At 68.4% G+C, this 14388-nt stretch carries 9 protein-coding genes and 3 pseudogenes; 6 read left to right on the forward strand and 6 right to left on the reverse strand.

Annotated features, from left to right (window positions below):
- The 3 genes from HW577_RS10550 to HW577_RS10560 all read right to left on the reverse strand — a co-directional run.
- Positions 1-312: DUF5943 domain-containing protein (locus tag HW577_RS10550; protein WP_198376100.1), on the reverse strand; the 312-nt coding region annotated here is incomplete at its 3' end.
- Between the two features lie 514 nt (positions 313-826).
- Positions 827-2680 (reverse strand): arsenic resistance N-acetyltransferase ArsN2, encoded by a 1854-nt coding sequence (arsN2, locus tag HW577_RS10555; RefSeq protein ID WP_198376101.1) that lies wholly within the window; start codon positions 2678-2680, stop codon positions 827-829.
- 79 nt (positions 2681-2759) lie between these two features.
- A complete protein-coding gene (locus tag HW577_RS10560; protein ID WP_198376102.1) occupies positions 2760-3188 on the reverse strand; it encodes a PadR family transcriptional regulator in 429 nt (142 codons plus the stop codon).
- Positions 3189-3865: 677 nt separating this feature from the next.
- Between HW577_RS10560 and HW577_RS10565 the strand changes: the two are divergent.
- Positions 3866-4958 (forward strand): annotated as a pseudogene (locus tag HW577_RS10565) (IS3 family transposase); the annotation flags it as partial.
- A 41-nt stretch (positions 4959-4999) separates the two neighbouring features.
- Here HW577_RS10565 and HW577_RS26475 read toward each other — a convergent pair.
- Positions 5000-5137: pseudogene (locus tag HW577_RS26475) on the reverse strand (IS3 family transposase); the annotation flags it as partial.
- Between the two features lie 476 nt (positions 5138-5613).
- On the opposite strand from HW577_RS26475, the gene HW577_RS10575 reads away from it, so the two are divergent.
- The 4 genes from HW577_RS10575 (at position 5614) to HW577_RS10590 (ending at position 12264) form a co-directional block, all read left to right on the forward strand.
- Positions 5614-6960 (forward strand): LLM class flavin-dependent oxidoreductase, encoded by a 1347-nt coding sequence (locus tag HW577_RS10575; RefSeq protein WP_198376104.1) that lies wholly within the window; start codon positions 5614-5616, stop codon positions 6958-6960.
- A gap of 249 nt (positions 6961-7209) precedes the next feature.
- Entirely contained in the window at positions 7210-8424 is a 1215-nt protein-coding gene (locus HW577_RS10580) for an efflux RND transporter periplasmic adaptor subunit (RefSeq protein ID WP_198376105.1), read from the forward strand.
- A gap of 9 nt (positions 8425-8433) precedes the next feature.
- Positions 8434-11583 (forward strand): efflux RND transporter permease subunit, encoded by a 3150-nt coding sequence (locus tag HW577_RS10585; RefSeq protein ID WP_198376106.1) that lies wholly within the window; start codon positions 8434-8436, stop codon positions 11581-11583.
- A gap of 6 nt (positions 11584-11589) precedes the next feature.
- Entirely contained in the window at positions 11590-12264 is a 675-nt protein-coding gene (locus tag HW577_RS10590; RefSeq protein ID WP_198376107.1) for a TetR/AcrR family transcriptional regulator, read from the forward strand.
- A 189-nt stretch (positions 12265-12453) separates the two neighbouring features.
- On the opposite strand, the pseudogene HW577_RS10595 reads toward HW577_RS10590, so the two are convergent.
- Positions 12454-13433, reverse strand: a pseudogene (locus HW577_RS10595) (IS481 family transposase).
- Here HW577_RS10595 and HW577_RS27140 point away from each other — a divergent pair.
- A complete protein-coding gene (locus tag HW577_RS27140) occupies positions 13356-13667 on the forward strand; it encodes an integrase core domain-containing protein (protein ID WP_408639526.1) in 312 nt (103 codons plus the stop codon). The pseudogene HW577_RS10595 and the gene HW577_RS27140 sit on opposite strands and share 78 nt — an antisense overlap.
- 250 nt (positions 13668-13917) lie before the next feature.
- On the opposite strand, the gene HW577_RS10605 is transcribed toward HW577_RS27140, so the two are convergent.
- Entirely contained in the window at positions 13918-14223 is a 306-nt protein-coding gene (locus HW577_RS10605; protein ID WP_198376109.1) for an ArsA-related P-loop ATPase, read from the reverse strand.
- Positions 14224-14388: the final 165 nt, after the last annotated feature.

The raw sequence follows: 14388 nt of genomic DNA on the forward strand, positions 1-14388 counted from the left end.
GCCGGCTCCCTCGTCCAGCGCGGTGATGTCCAGCAGGCCGTAACCGCGCTGCGACAGCCGCTTGAGGTAATGGCGAAAGGTCTCGACCGGCGTCAGGCCGTGCGTCTTGGCCTCCGCCCGACACCATCGCAGGGCGGAGAGATCGCTCGAGGCGTAGAGGATGTCGCGATAGGCCGCGGGACCGATGGCGGCTTCGATGCCCTTCTGCATGTTCACCAGGAAATGGCGTGGCAGGTAGATCATCGGAAGGCCGTCGGTCGTCCAGATGCCCGTCTCGGGATCCACGTCGATGGGGACTAGGGGCTGGGCCATCCTCTCTCCTGCAGCGATGGGCCCCCGAAGGCGATGGGCACGGTCATACGCTGATCCGGAAGGCCAGGGCATGGCAATGAGACAAGGTGGAATTCGGCTTCGCATCGCGCCGCTGTCGCGCGCATGGTCCGGGGCGCAGAGATGGCCGCGCTGCCCCGCTGCGGCACAAAACGCGGGGCTCGGGCTGGCAGCGCCCGGTTGATCGGGCGCTGAACCGGAGCCCGATGATGACCAGGCTTTCCGAGACCCAGCGCGCGATCCTGAGCGGGCCCGCGCAGCACGATGCATGGCTGGCTGACGCCCGGGGGCTGGGGGCTTCTCCTGCTGCAGGCGGGAGCGTGCAGCGTCGGCCAGGCTCGCGCTCGCCGACACCCAGACACAACCGAGGCCCGGCCGACGCAAACTGCCATGCCGCAGCGCTGGGACACTTGAGCGGGTAAGCGCGATTGACCGGGCCGCGGGGCCCCGTCAGCCGCGGCCACTCGACCATGGCACTGGAGGTCCGCGCCTCCTGTCAGCCGCACGCGCTGCCGGTCACGGCCGCGGTACCGACGCGGCAGCCCGACGTGGACTGGCGTGTTTCCTCCATGTTGCGGTTGATCTCATCCGCGCCTGTAGAACAGCGACGGAGGGAGACGCCGTTGCCGCGATCGGTCGAGCAGACGCCGGTCTCCGGCAGCACAAGTTCGACCCGCCGCGCAGCTTCGACATCGCCCGCCAGGAAGGCGGCGATGGAGCGCACCTGCTCATGGCCGGTGGCGAGCAGGAAGGTCGGCGCGCGGCCATAGCTCTTCATGCCGGCGATCCAGAAGCCCGCTTCCGGGTGGCGCAGCTCCGCTTCGCCATGCGGGCGCACGGTGCCGCAGGAGTGGAGGTTGGGGTCGATCAGCGGAGCGAGCGCCGGCGTCGCTTCCACAGCGGGATCGAGCGCGACGCGGACTTCGCGCAGGAAGGAGAGATCGGGGCGGAAGCCGGTCGCCACGATCATCCGGTCAGCCCGCACCTGGGCCACGCGCCCGTCCTGCCGGCCCGTGATGGCAAGCGCGCCGTCCGCTTTTGTTATGCGGTCGATCAGGAACGGGGCCAGCGCCGTCACGGCTCCACTCTCGATCAGCCCCTGGGCACGTGCGCCCAGCACGCCGCGCTGGGTGAGGGCATCGCGGGCGCCGCCGCCGAAGCTGACGTCGCCCAGCGGGCGGCGAAACACCCAGAGGATGCGGGTGCCGGGCTCGGAACGTGCCAGCTCCACGAGGTCGAGCACCGCGTTCATCGCCGAGTGGCCGGCGCCGACGACGAGCGTGGTGCGCCCGGCATGGGCAGCGCGGTCAGCGCCAAGGACGTCGGGGATGCCATAGGCGATGCGATCGCCCGCGGCGGCCTCGCCTGGCGCCGGCATACCATGGCTACCGGCCGGGTTGGGCGCGTTCCAGGTGCCCGAGCAGTCGATCACCGCGCGCGCCGCGATCGCCTCGACGCCGCCGGCGGTCTCGACATGCAGGAGGAAGGGGGCGGCGTCGCGCCCATCCCCGTCACGTAGGCGGCCGAAATCCTGCCGCGCCACGCCGATCACCCGCGCGCCGGTGCGGATGCGACCGCGCAGCGCGGGGCTGGCGGCGAGCGGCGCAAGGTAGCGCTCCACCAGCTCCGCGCCGGTCGGGAAAGCATCCGGGTTCGGTGCGCTCCACCCCTCGGCTGTCAGCAGCGCGCGCGCCGCCGCATCCGTGTTGAAGCCCCACGGCGAAAACATGCGCACATGGCCCCACGCGCGCACGGCCGAGCCGATCTCCGTACCGGCCTCCAGCACAACGGGCTCGAGGCCGCGGCTGAGGAGTTGCGCCGCCGCAGCGAGGCCGATCGGACCGGCGCCGATCACCGCGACCGGCAGCGTGCCCGGACGGAGGCGGGCGCGGCGCATCAGCGTCGCGTCAGCCGGGCAGAGGCCGGCGAATTGCCGTGTGGCGACGATGGGGGGCGGCGCGAGCTCGCGCGGCGTCGCAACGAAGCCAAGCCGCGCGAAGAAGGGCGCCGCGCCGGTGGTCAGCAGCCAGGCGTCTTCAGCGCCTTCGGCCCCGGCAGCGGCCAGCAGCGCTTCCACCATGCGCCGCCCATGGCCCTGACCGCGCGCCTCGGCCGGGACCAGAAGCGAGCGCAGCAGCACCGCCGACCCGTGCCGCTCCCAGCCGCCATGGCCGCGCAGCGTGCCGCGCGCGTCGTGCCAGGCGAAGAAGCGGCGGCCTGGCTCTGCGAGATCGTCGGCGGGAAAGCCGGCGGTGCGGAGCGCAGCGGCCAGCGCCGGAAGAGCCTCGGATTGCAGCGGCCGAAGTGAAGTCTGCGTCTCGGAGGGGCTTGGGCGGGCACAGCAGGTCATGATCCAGGCTCCTTTGGTGGTGAGGATCAATGCATAGATGAGGAAGGTATTGTGGCGCGCGTGAAGGTCGATGTCGGCTTCAACGGCAGCGGGATCCTGCGGTGGTCCGGCCCGCGGCGCCGAAGGCGCGGCCGGTGTCCTGCAGCGCAGCCGTCACCTCCATCCAGGCGTCGAGCGCAACGCGGAAGGCAGCGCGGCCGGCTTCGGTCAGCGCGTAGACCCGGCGCTGGCGGCCCTGCACAATCTCCTCGGTCACCGTCACGAAACCGCCAGCCTCGAACTCGCGGAGGACCGGGTAGATCGTGCCCTCGGTCGGGGAGCAACATCCGCCCGTGGTCCGCTCGACCGTGCGGGCGATGTCGTACCCATGCATCGGGCCGTCATGCAGGACCCGGAGGATGAAGAACTTCGACAGCCCCATCTTGATCGTGCCCGCCCAATAGTCGCGGGACGCGTAGTCGACGCGTGGAGCGGGGGCGGGCGCTGGGGAAGGGCGGGGGGCATTCATGTCGTCTGTCTATGCATTGGTGCTCGATGCATCAAGCCCAAAAATGCGGGCTTGGTGACAAGTTTCAGCGGGGGCTTCCGGGCGCCGCCAGCGCTGCGAAACGGAAGCGCCGATCCCACGGCCACCGCCGCTTCGTCACCTGCACCGCCATCGGCGCCGCGGCGAGGTCCAACGTCGAGGCGCAGACGTCCCGCCCCGCCGTGCGCGCGCTGTTGTTCGCGCGTGCATGGCAGTCGAGCACGAGGCTACCGTCAAGGTTCGGAGACTCCCGGCTCTCGGCGGCCCGAAATCGACGCTGGTTGCGCGTTCGAACCATCAAGGTGCGCGCGCGGATCGCGGACAAACCTGTGCCTCAGCGCGGTGCGCCGCTCGGGAGGGACAGGTTGTGATGGACAAGAATGGAGCAGGGGAGGGGATGCGAAACTTCGCCCCCAAGCTCTGATAGCTGGCCGACAGCCGGCATCAGATGGCTACCGTGATGTATTTGTATCGTCGGTTGCGTGTCCCCGCATCCATCTTAAGTTGCGAACACAAGGCGTCGACCTCCCAGTCGGCGCCTTTGCCGTTTCGGGCACCCTCCGCCAAACGCAGCATCGCCCCAAGCTCACCACGCACCTTGACCCTGCCCCCTTGGATGTCCCCGCCGTGAGCTAGAGTCCGTCGAAGGGAGAGGGATGATGAAGCGATCGAGGTTCACGCAGGAGCAGATCATCGGGGTGCTGAAGGAGCACCAGGCGGGTGCGACGGCGCCGGATCTGTGCTGCAAGCACGGGATCAGCGAGGCGACGTTCTACGCTTGGCGCCCGAAGTACGGGGGCATGGAGTCCGATGCCCGCAAGCTGAAGAGCCTCGAGGAGGAGAACGCGCGGCTGAAGAAGCTGCTGGCGGAATCCATGCTCGATGTCTCGACGCTGCGGGAGATGTTGGCAAAAAGCTTCTGACGCCCAGCTCGCGGAGAAGCGTCGTGACCTGGGCGATCAAGGAGAAGGACTACTCGCAGCGGCGCGCCTGTGAGCTCGTCGGCCTGGCACCGGAGACGTATCGCTACGTCTCGCAGCGCCCTGACGACAGCGAGGTCCGCGTTCGGCTGCGAACCCTGGCGAATGAACGCCGGCGCTTTGGCTACCCGCGCCTGCACCTTCTGCTGGCGCGCGAGGGGCACCGGCTGAACCACAAGAATCGTTCCGCCTCTACCGGGCGGAACGCCGGGGCGTGCGTCGGCGGGGACGTCGTAAGCGCGCGCTCGGCACGCGGGCGCCGATGGCACTGCCGCGGGGACTGAACCAGCGCTGATCGCTGGACTTCGTCTCCGACGCGCTGGCCTGCGGGCGGCGGTTCCGCGTCCTCGCTGTGGTCGATGACTTCACCCGCGAGTGCCTGGCGCTGGCGGCGGACACCTCGCTGTCGGGGCTGCGCGTTGGCCGCGAGCTCGACCGGATCGTGGCGCTGCGTGGCCGTCCGGCGATGATCGTCAGCGACAACGGCACTGAGCTGACCTCGCACGCGATGCTGCGCTGGCGGTAGGAGCGAGGCGTCGCCTGGCACTACATCGCGCCGGGCAAGCCGCAGCAGAACGGGTTCGTGGAAAGCTTCAACGGCCGGTTCCGCGATGAATGTCTCAACGAGCACCTGTTCGGCTGCCTGCCCGCGGCGCGCAGGATCATCGAGGCATGGAGGAACGACTACAATACGGGCCGCCCGCACACGAGCCTGGGCGGGCTAACCCCAGCAGCCTTTGCAACCCGCCCCGCATCGGGGCAAATGGAGAACAGGCCCGCTCATGAACGAGGGCACTTTGGGGGCCGGGTCAGCCGCTCCGGCCCCTTGTTGCGCAGGTGCAGGCCGAGGTCTCGGTACAGCCCGAAGATGCGCTTCGTGTCCACATGCCAGCCCTCCCGCCGCACCAGCACGTGGAGCCGGCGATAGCCGTACCGCACGCGCATCGCCGCGCTTGAGGCAACGTTGGAGGCGATTCGCCGGGCGGACTGACGCAGGCCCAGCTGCCAGACGCATATGCCCAAGATTTCCGCGATGCACCAGGTGATTGATCCCGGGGTTTGATGGGCCAGTCCTTTCACCGGCATGGAAGGACGCGCCATGGTCCAGGTTATTCAAGAACACCCGCGCGACAGCGGCGGTCCGTCCCGCGATCCAGCATGGTCCAGCGAGCCCGGGGTGACCTGGCGCGGTGCTTCGGCATCAACGCGAAGGCCATCGCCAAGTGGCGCAAGCGCTCCTCTGTGGCGGACGAGCCCAAAGGTCCGCAGGTGCGACGTCGAGCACGCCTCTCGCTACGCCGGACATGGTCGCGGCGCGTCGCGCCGGCCGCCTTGCGGCTGGCCAGGGACATTCCGATCTCTGAGATCACGTCACAGCCATTCTTGACGGCGCCGCCCGCGACGGCGCCTGAACGGGAGCTACCGCCATGCCCGGCCAGCGTCGCCTGCATCTCGGCGCCTTCATGCGCCCGGTCTCGATCCACACAGGTGCCTGGCGCTATCCCGGCGCCTGGCCGGATGCGAACTTCTCCTTCCCCAGGCTCAAGCACCTGATCCAGCGCCTCGAGGCCGGAAAGTTCGACGCCTTCTTCATGGCCGACCACCTCGCGCTGCTGAACATGCCGATCGAGGCGCTGCGGCGCAGCCACACCGTCACCTCCTTCGATCCGCTGACGCTGCTGCCGGCGCTGGCCGCCGTGACGGAACGCATCGGCCTGATCGCCACCGCCTCCACCACGTACAACGACCCCTATCACGTCGCCCGGAAGTTCGCCTCGCTCGACCACATCTCGAACGGGCGCGCAGGGTGGAACGTGGTGACCACCGCCAATCCCGATGCGGCGCTGAACTTCGGCCATGACGAACACATGGCGCATGGCGAACGCTACAAACGGGCCCGCGAATTCTACGACGTCGTCACCGGGCTGTGGGACAGCTTCGCCGACGACGCTTTCATCCGCGATGCCGAGAGCGGAATCTTCTGGGACCCCTCGCGCATGCATGCGCTGAACCACGTTGGGCCGGAGCTGAAGGTGCGCGGGCCGCTCAACGTCGCACGTCCCGTGCAGGGCTGGCCGCTGATCGTGCAGGCGGGAGCATCGGATGCCGGGCGGCAACTCGCCGCCGAGACCGCGGAAATGGTCTTCGCCGCCGGCGGCCCGATCTCCGATGCACGCGCCTTCTATGCGGACGTGAAGGGACGCGCGGCCGCCTTTGGCCGCAATCCCGACCACATCAAGATCCTACCCGGGGCGCTCGTTGTCGTCGGCTCCACGGTCGCGGAGGCGCGGAAGAAGCGCGCACTGCTCGATAGCCTGGTGCACTACGAGAGCGCGATCGGCGCGCTCTCCATCGCGCTCGGCGTCGATGCGCGGGCCTTCGACCCGGATGCGCCGCTGCCCGAGATCCCCGACACCGAGGCCAGCAAGAGCGGCCGCGAGCGTGCCATTGCTCTCGCGCGGCGTGAGAACCTGACCGTGCGCCAGCTGGCCCAGCGCCTTGGCGGCTACGCCGGCGCGGCCATCGTCGGCACGCCGGCGACCATCGCCGACGAGATGCAGGAATGGCTCGAGACCCGCGCCTGCGACGGATTCAACGTGATGTTCCCTTACGTGCCCGGCGGCCTCGATGATTTCGTCGACCAGGTGGTGCCCGAGCTGCAACGACGCGGTATCTTCCGCACCGAATACGAGGGAACAACGCTGCGCGAGCATTTGGGCCTTCCGCGTCCGGAGAATCGCTTCTTCCGGCGAACGGATCGCGCGGCCGACTGAAACCGGCTAGCCGCTGCGCCACCTTCCGTCCGCATCGTCGCGGCGCAATTGTATCGCTCCGGGATCTTCAACGCCACCCGCGGAGCCAGCGCAGTGCCCGCTTCGCGGCAGGCCGTGCACAGATCTACGGCAAGTCGAGGGACAGGACGTCCACGATCGGCGCGATGCTTGAAATGCGCCGGTTGAAGTCGGTGGGAAACTCACCAGTATCCGCGTGGTTCATCCCAATCCGCTCCGGAACGAGGCTTCATGACCCTGTCATCCAGCGCGAGGTCGCGTGCGGCAAAGGCTGGCCCCCAAGGCAAGCGCGCCTGGCAGTCCAGGCTGCTGGTGCTGACCTTCCTGCTCGCCTCCTCGACGGGATGCGATGAATCTCCGATCCGCGCCGCCGCGAACAGCGCTCCGCCGGCACCTGTCGCGGTGACGGTGGTGACCTTGGAGAGGCGCGAGATCCCGGTCACCTCCGTCCTTCCCGGCCGCACGGCCCCGTTCCGGGCTGCGGAGGTTCGCCCCCAGGTCGGCGGAGTCCTGCGGGAGCGCCTCTTCACCGAGGGCGAGTCCGTCGCAGCGGGCCAGCCCCTTTTCCAGATCGACCCCGCGCCTTTCGAGGCCGCCGTGCGGCGTGCCGAGGCGGCGCTGACGCGGATCGAGGCCGCCGAACGCGTGGCGACAAGCACCGCCAACCGCCTGCGCGCCCTGGCGAGGGTGCAGGCGGTGAGCGAGCAGAACCTCGAGAACGCCGAGGCGACGCTGCGCCAGGCCCAGGCGGATGTCATCTCCAGCCGCGCCCTGCTCGAGACCGCGCGGATCGACCTCGGCTACACGCGTGTCGCCTCGCCGATCGCCGGGCGCACCGGGCGCACGAGCGTCACGCCCGGCGCGCTGGTTACCGCAAACCAGGCCACCGCGCTCGTGACCGTCACGCAGCTCGACCCGATTCTGGTGGACCTCACCCAGCCGAGCGCGGTGCTGCTGCAGCAGCGGCGGGACGTGGAGAGCGGCGCGCTGCGCCGTCCCTCGGCGGACCGCGCCCTTGCACGCCTGCTGCTCGAAGACGGCTCGGAATACCCCCATGCCGGCGAGGTGCAGTTCTCCGAGGTGATCGTCGACCAGGGCACCGGGTCGGTGACGCTGCGCGCCGTCTTCCCCAATCCGGACCAGCTTCTGCTGCCCGGCATGTTTGTCCGCGCGCGCGTCGAGGAGGGCGTGACGGACCGCGCCATCCTGGTGCCGCAGCGCGCCGTGCTTCGCACCCCGCGCGGCGAGCCGATGGCCTTCGTCGTGAACGCGGATGGCGTGGCGGAACAGCGCGTCCTGCGTGCCAGCCGCACCGTCGGTAATGACTGGCTGGTCACCGAGGGCGTCGCCGCAGGCGAGCGCGTGGTCATCGAGGGCCTGCAGCGCGTCCGTCCGGGAACCCGCGTCCAGGCGCGCGAGCGCGGTGCCGCGCCGGCCTCGAGCTAGCGCCGCGCCATGGCCCGCTTCTTCATCGATCGCCCGGTCTTCGCATGGGTGATCGCCATCGGGATCATGCTGGCGGGTCTCCTGGCGCTGCGAGGCATGCCCGTCGCGCAGTATCCGGCGATCGCCCCGCCCGCCATCGCCATCAACGTCAACTTCCCCGGCGCCTCGGCCGAGACGGTCCAGACGACGGTTGTGCAGGTGATCGAACAGCAGTTGAGCGGCATCGACAACCTGCTCTACTTCGATTCCCAGACCACGAAGGATGGCGCAGCGCGCATCCAGCTGACCTTCGCGCCCGGCACCAATGCCGATACCGCCCAGGTGCAGGTGCAGAATCGCGTCCAGCTGGCAGTGCCCCGCCTGCCGCTGACGGTGCAGCAGCAGGGCATTCGCGTCGTGAAGTCCTCCGGCAACTTCCTGCTGGTGGTGGGATTCGTCTCGACCGACGGCCGAATGGAGCGGATCGATATCTCCGACTTCCTCGTGGCCAATGTGCAGGATCCGATCAGCCGCACGCCAGGCGTCGGCGACTACCAGGTCTTCGGCGCGCAGTTCGCCATGCGCATCTGGCTGGACCCCGCGAAGCTCGTGAATTTCGGGCTGACGCCCGCGGATGTCGCTGCGGCCGTGCGCGCGCAGAACGTGCAGGTCTCAAGCGGAGAGATGGGCGCGCTGCCGGCGGTGCCGGGCCAGCAGCTGAACGCTACCATCATCGGCCCCTCCTACCTGCAGACGGTAGAGGAATTCGGCGCCATCCTGATCCGCGTGCGCCCCGACGGCGCGCAGGTTCGGCTGCGCGACGTCGCGCGGGTCGAGATCGGCGGCGAGAACTACTCCATCACCACCCTGCTGGACGGAAGGCCCTCCAGCGGCATCGGCATACGCCTCGCCAGCGGGGCCAATGCGCTCGATACGGCCGCCGCGGTGCGTGAGACGATCGACCGCTTGCGCCCGAGCTTCCCGCCTGGGCTGGACGTCGTCTACCTGCAGGACACGACACCCTTCGTGCAGCGTTCGATCAAAGCCGTCATCATGACGCTGATCGAGGCGGTGGTCCTCGTCTTCATCGTGATGTTCGTCTTCCTGCAGAACCTCCGCGCCACGCTGATCCCGACCATGGCGATTCCGGTTGTGCTGCTGGGCACCTTCGCGGTGCTGCAGGCGCTGGGGTTCAGCGTCAACACGCTGACCATGTTTGGACTCGTGCTGGCGATCGGCCTGCTGGTCGACGACGCCATCGTGGTGGTCGAGAATGTCGAGCGGGTGATGGCAGAGGAGCACCTCTCCCCGCTCGAGGCCACGCGGCGCTCGATGGACCAGATCACCGGCGCGCTGGTGGGCATCGGCCTGGTGCTCTCGGCGGTCTTCCTGCCGATGGCCTTCTTCGGCGGATCCGTGGGCGTCATCTACCGGCAGTTTTCAGTGACCGTCGCCACGGCTATGGCCTTGTCGGTGCTGGTTGCGATCTTCTTCACGCCGGTGCTCTGCGCGACCCTGCTGCGGCCGCACAAGCCGGACCACGGCAAGCGTGGCGTGTTCGGCTGGTTCAACCGCGGCTTCGACCGCGTGACGCGCGGCTACGTCGGCGGTGTGTCGGCCAGCCTGCGCCGGCCGGCGCGGATGCTCGCGCTCTATGCCGTGCTGCTGGCCGCGCTCGGCTGGGGCTTCCTGCGCCTGCCCGGCGGCTTCCTGCCGAACGAGGACCAGGGCATAGCCTTCGTGCAAGTGACCGCCCCGCCCGGCGCGACGGCCGACCGCACGCAGCGCGCGCTCGACGAGATCGGCCGCTACCTGCGCGAGGAGGAAGGTGCGGTCGTCGACAACTTCTTCGCCATCAACGGCTTCAGCTTCGGTGGTCGCGGACAGAATTCCGGGCTCGGCTTCATCACCCTGCGGGACTGGGATGTGCGGCGCGGCACGCAGCAGGACGTCCAGGCCCTGACGGCGCGGATCAATGCGCGCTTCGGGCGGTACCAGGATGCGCTGATCACCGCATCCTCCCCGCCCGCGGTGCGCGAGCTCGGCAATGCCATTGGCTTCTCCTTCCAGCTGGTCGACCGCGGCGGGCAGGGCCACGCGGCGCTGATGGGAGCGCGCGACCAACTGCTCTCCCTTGCGGCGGCAAGCCCGGTGCTGACCCGTGTGCGGGCCAACGGATTGAACGACGAGGCGCAGTTCCGCCTGATCGTGGACTGGGAACGCGCGAGCGCCCTCGGCCTGTCGGTGACGGAGGTGAATTCCACCCTCTCGACTGCCTGGGGGTCGACCTACGTCAACGACTTCATGGACCGCGGGCGGGTCAAGCGCGTCTTCATGCAAGGCCAGCCCGAGGCACGGATGGTGCCGAGCGACCTCGACAAATGGTTCGTGCGCAACGCGCAAGGGCAGATGGTGCCGTTCTCCGCCTTCGGTCGCACCGTATGGGAGTTTGGCTCGCCGCGCCTCGAACGGTTCAACGGGACCCCGTCGCGCGAGATTCAGGGCATGCCCGCCGCAGGCTACACGACGGGCGAGGCAATGGCGGAGATGGAGCGGCTCGCCGCACAGCTTCCCCCGGGCTTCGCCTTCGAGTGGAGCGGCATCTCCTTCCAGGAGCGGCAGTCCTCGGGCCAGGCGCCGGCGCTCTACGCCCTGTCGTTGCTGGTGGTGTTCCTCTGCCTCGCGGCGCTCTACGAAAGCTGGTCGATCCCGACGGCAGTCATGCTGGCGGTGCCGCTCGGCGTGCTCGGGGCGGTGCTCGCCACCCTGGCCAAGGGTCTTGCTAACGACGTGTATTTCCAGGTGGGCCTGCTGGCCACGATCGGACTGACGGCCAAGAACGCCATCCTGATCGTGGAGTTCGCGCGCGAGGGCTTCGACCGCGGCCTGTCGCTGGCCGAGGCGGCGACCGAGGCTGCCCGCCAGCGGCTGCGGCCGATCGTGATGACCTCGCTCGCCTTTACGCTCGGCGTCGTGCCCCTGGCGATTGCGAGCGGCGCGGGATCGGGCGCGCAGAACGCGATCGGCATCGGCGTGATCGGTGGCGTGGTCGCGGGCACGGTGCTCGCGGTGCTGTTCGTGCCGCTCTTCTTCGTGCTGGTGCTGCGCGTCTTTGGCGCGCGGCGGAAGGGCGAGGCAGCGCCTTCCCCGGCCGCGGCGCTGCCCGCGCCGGCCGAGTAGACCGACATGGGCGAGGTGCTCGACCACCCGACTTCTGTAACAGAGGCGGCCGCGTGCCTCGCGGCGCCCGACGCCACGCGCCGGCAGCGACTGTGCGAGGCCGCCGCCGGCGTCTTCCTGCGCGATGGGTACGCCGCGGCCAACATGGATGACGTCGCGCGCGCGGCAGGCATGTCCAAGCGCACGCTGTACCAAGTGTTTCCCTCGAAGGCGGCGCTGTTCGAGGCGACGATCGCCGCGACGCTCGTCCCGATCGCCCTCGACACCGAGCTCGAACGCGATCCCGACCTGCGGAGGGCGCTGACGGGCATCCTGAGGGCGGCCGCGGCGCATCTTCTGTCGGAGCGCCAGATCGGCATCTTTCGCCTTGTGATCGGCGAGCGTCACTGCTCTCCGGAACTCGCGGCGGCGACGCATCGCGTGCTGACAAGCCGCGGCGCTAGCGCGTTGGAACGGCGCCTCGCAGCCGAAGCCGACGCGGGACGGCTCAGGCTTTCGGATCCTGCGATGGCGGCACGCATGCTCTACGGCATGGTTCTCGGGTCGCCGCAGATGCGCCTGCTGCTCGGCGTGCGCGATCCGCTTGAACCAATCGAGATCGCGGTCCTGGCGGAGGCGGCGGTTGGGCTCTTTCTGGACGGTGCAGCAGTTTATTCGCGGCGAGGTGTCGGCAGACACTGACCTCCCTCCCGATTCCTGGATCGCCCTGAGCTGGAAAATTCCAGTTTAGGGTTGGGCCGGGAGACGGAGGGAAGGCGATGAAGACGTCTAAGGTCACGGATGCGCAGATCGCGTTCGTGCTGCGCCAGGCGGAGGAGGGACGGCGATCGGGGAGGTCTGCCGCAAGGCGGGCATCTCGGAGGCGACGTTCTAGGTGTTTAGTCCCGGCGTTTGGTGGTGTGGATTTTGGGTGAAGCGGTCGAGCTCATCAGCCCATGCCTTGCACATGAACTCGTATGGTGTGAGCCCGTGAAGGCGCTTGAGGCGGGGGACGAAATTGTAGACGGCGATGAAGTCGTCGAGGTGTCGCCGGAGCTGATCGTGGCTGTTGTAGTGGAAGCGCTTGACGGTGGCGTCCTTGATGGTGCGGTTCATCCGCTCGAGCTGGCCGTTGGTCCAAGGATGGTTGATGCGGGTGAAGCGGTGCTCGATGCCATACTCGTCGTAGCGCAAGTCGAACATGTGCGTGAGATATCGCGCGGTGGGGCCATTGGCGTAGCGAGGCGGTAGTCGGAACTGGATGCCGTTGTCGGTGAGCACGGTGTGGTCCGGTACGGCACGGCGGCAACGAGGGCTTCGAGGAAGGCGGATGCGGTGACGCGCGTTGCGCTCTCGACCAAATGAGCAAAGGCGAACTTGCTGGTGCGGTCGATGGCTACGAAGAGGCAGAGCTTGCCTTTGGCGGTCTGCACCTCGGCGATGTCGATGTGGAAGAAGCCGACCGGATACGCCTTGAACGCCTTCTTGGTTGCCTTGTCGCCCTCGACTTCGGGCAGACGAGAGATGCCGTGGCGCTGCAGGCAGCGGTGCAGCGAGGATCGGGTCAGCTGCGGGATCGTCGCCTGCAAAGCGTAGAGGCAGTCGTCCTGCGGCTGCCGCGTGTGACGGCGGAAGGCTACGATGATGACTTCCTGTTCTGCGGACAGGGTGGTTGAGCGCGGCACCTTCCGGGCGGTGGGCTTGTCAGCCACGAAGGAGCGCTTGCGCCACTTGGCGATGGTCTTCCGGTTGACGCCGAAGCGCCGTGCGAGGTCCATCAGGCTCGCTTGACTATGCTGGATCGCGCGACGGACCGCCTCTGTCGTGGTGGTGTTGCCGTGGAGAACCTGGCCCGTAGCGCGTCCTTCCAAGCCTGGGAAAAGACTGCACCATCAAACCCTGGGATCAAACATGCCGTTCATGTCACGCGAGTTCGAGCTCTCGGCCAGCCAGCGCGGGGTGGCGCTCGATTTCGCCCGGCAGGGAAGTCGACGGACAATGCGTTCATTGAGAGCCTGAACGGGAAGGTCTGGGTGGAGTGCCTGAACGCGCACTGGTTCATGGGCTTCGACGACGCGCGGGCGAAGTGCCAAGCGTGGCTTTGAGACGACAACGAGGTTCGCCTGCACAGCGAGATCGGCAACAGACCGCCGACGAGCCTGGTGAAATTGGCCAACGGCACACGGCCCAAGCCGACCGAATGGCGCTGGAAGATGCCCGGCAGGGCGATCCAAGGATGGGTAGCAGGCCATCCCTTCGATGGACGGTAGCACAGCGGGGATACTGCAGGGGTAGGGTCAGGCAGATTGGCGCATATGCGCGTTGCGCCAAATCAATTGCGCCAGGCCCGACCGCCTACGCTGCGAGCTTCCGCAGCGCCGGAACACCCACCGGCGCTTCCGCTTGCCACGGCAGGAGGAACAGGCGCTGTGCGAGGCCAGCCTTCAGCCGGCTGATCTGCGCGGCTTCGCGTGCGATGCGCTGAAGCAGCCGCGGATCCGAAGCGCCACTGCCAGCCAAGGCGCGGTTGACCACCCACGCATAGGGTTCGATGCCAGCGCGCCGCAGGTCCTCCTGCAGTGCCCCTGCCTCCGAAACGGGGGTCGTCTCGGGCAATGTCACGATCAAGACCTGGGTGTGCTCGGGATCCTGCAGACGCATCAGCGGCGTGACGATGCGCCCCTTGCTGCGCTTGCTTGGTAAGCGCGGCGTAGAGGCCCTTGAGGCGCGCGATTGATGGTCAACCGGCTTTGTCGGTCTTCCAGCACCAGGGCATGAGGTCGTCGATGCGGCTGTTTGGCCAGCCGTTCACGAGACGGGTCAGCA

This window comes from Neoroseomonas rubea (assembly GCF_016106015.1).
In the GTDB taxonomy this organism is placed as follows: Bacteria; Pseudomonadota; Alphaproteobacteria; order Acetobacterales; family Acetobacteraceae; genus Neoroseomonas; species Neoroseomonas rubea.

What these genes read in the sequence shown, in the direction of transcription:
- HW577_RS27140 (WP_408639526.1), top strand. Translation starts at nt 13,356, where the DNA reads ATGCTGGATCGCGCGACGGACCGCCTCTGTCGTGGTGGTGTTGCCGTG.
- HW577_RS10590 (WP_198376107.1), top strand. Translation starts at nt 11,590, where the DNA reads ATGGGCGAGGTGCTCGACCACCCGACTTCTGTAACAGAGGCGGCCGCG.
- HW577_RS10580 (WP_198376105.1), top strand. Translation starts at nt 7,210, where the DNA reads ATGACCCTGTCATCCAGCGCGAGGTCGCGTGCGGCAAAGGCTGGCCCC.
- HW577_RS10575 (WP_198376104.1), top strand. Translation starts at nt 5,614, where the DNA reads ATGCCCGGCCAGCGTCGCCTGCATCTCGGCGCCTTCATGCGCCCGGTC.
- arsN2 (WP_198376101.1), bottom strand. Translation starts at nt 2,680, where the DNA reads ATGACCTGCTGTGCCCGCCCAAGCCCCTCCGAGACGCAGACTTCACTT.
- HW577_RS10605 (WP_198376109.1), bottom strand. Translation starts at nt 14,223, where the DNA reads ATGCGTCTGCAGGATCCCGAGCACACCCAGGTCTTGATCGTGACATTG.
- HW577_RS10560 (WP_198376102.1), bottom strand. Translation starts at nt 3,188, where the DNA reads ATGAATGCCCCCCGCCCTTCCCCAGCGCCCGCCCCCGCTCCACGCGTC.
- HW577_RS10585 (WP_198376106.1), top strand. Translation starts at nt 8,434, where the DNA reads ATGGCCCGCTTCTTCATCGATCGCCCGGTCTTCGCATGGGTGATCGCC.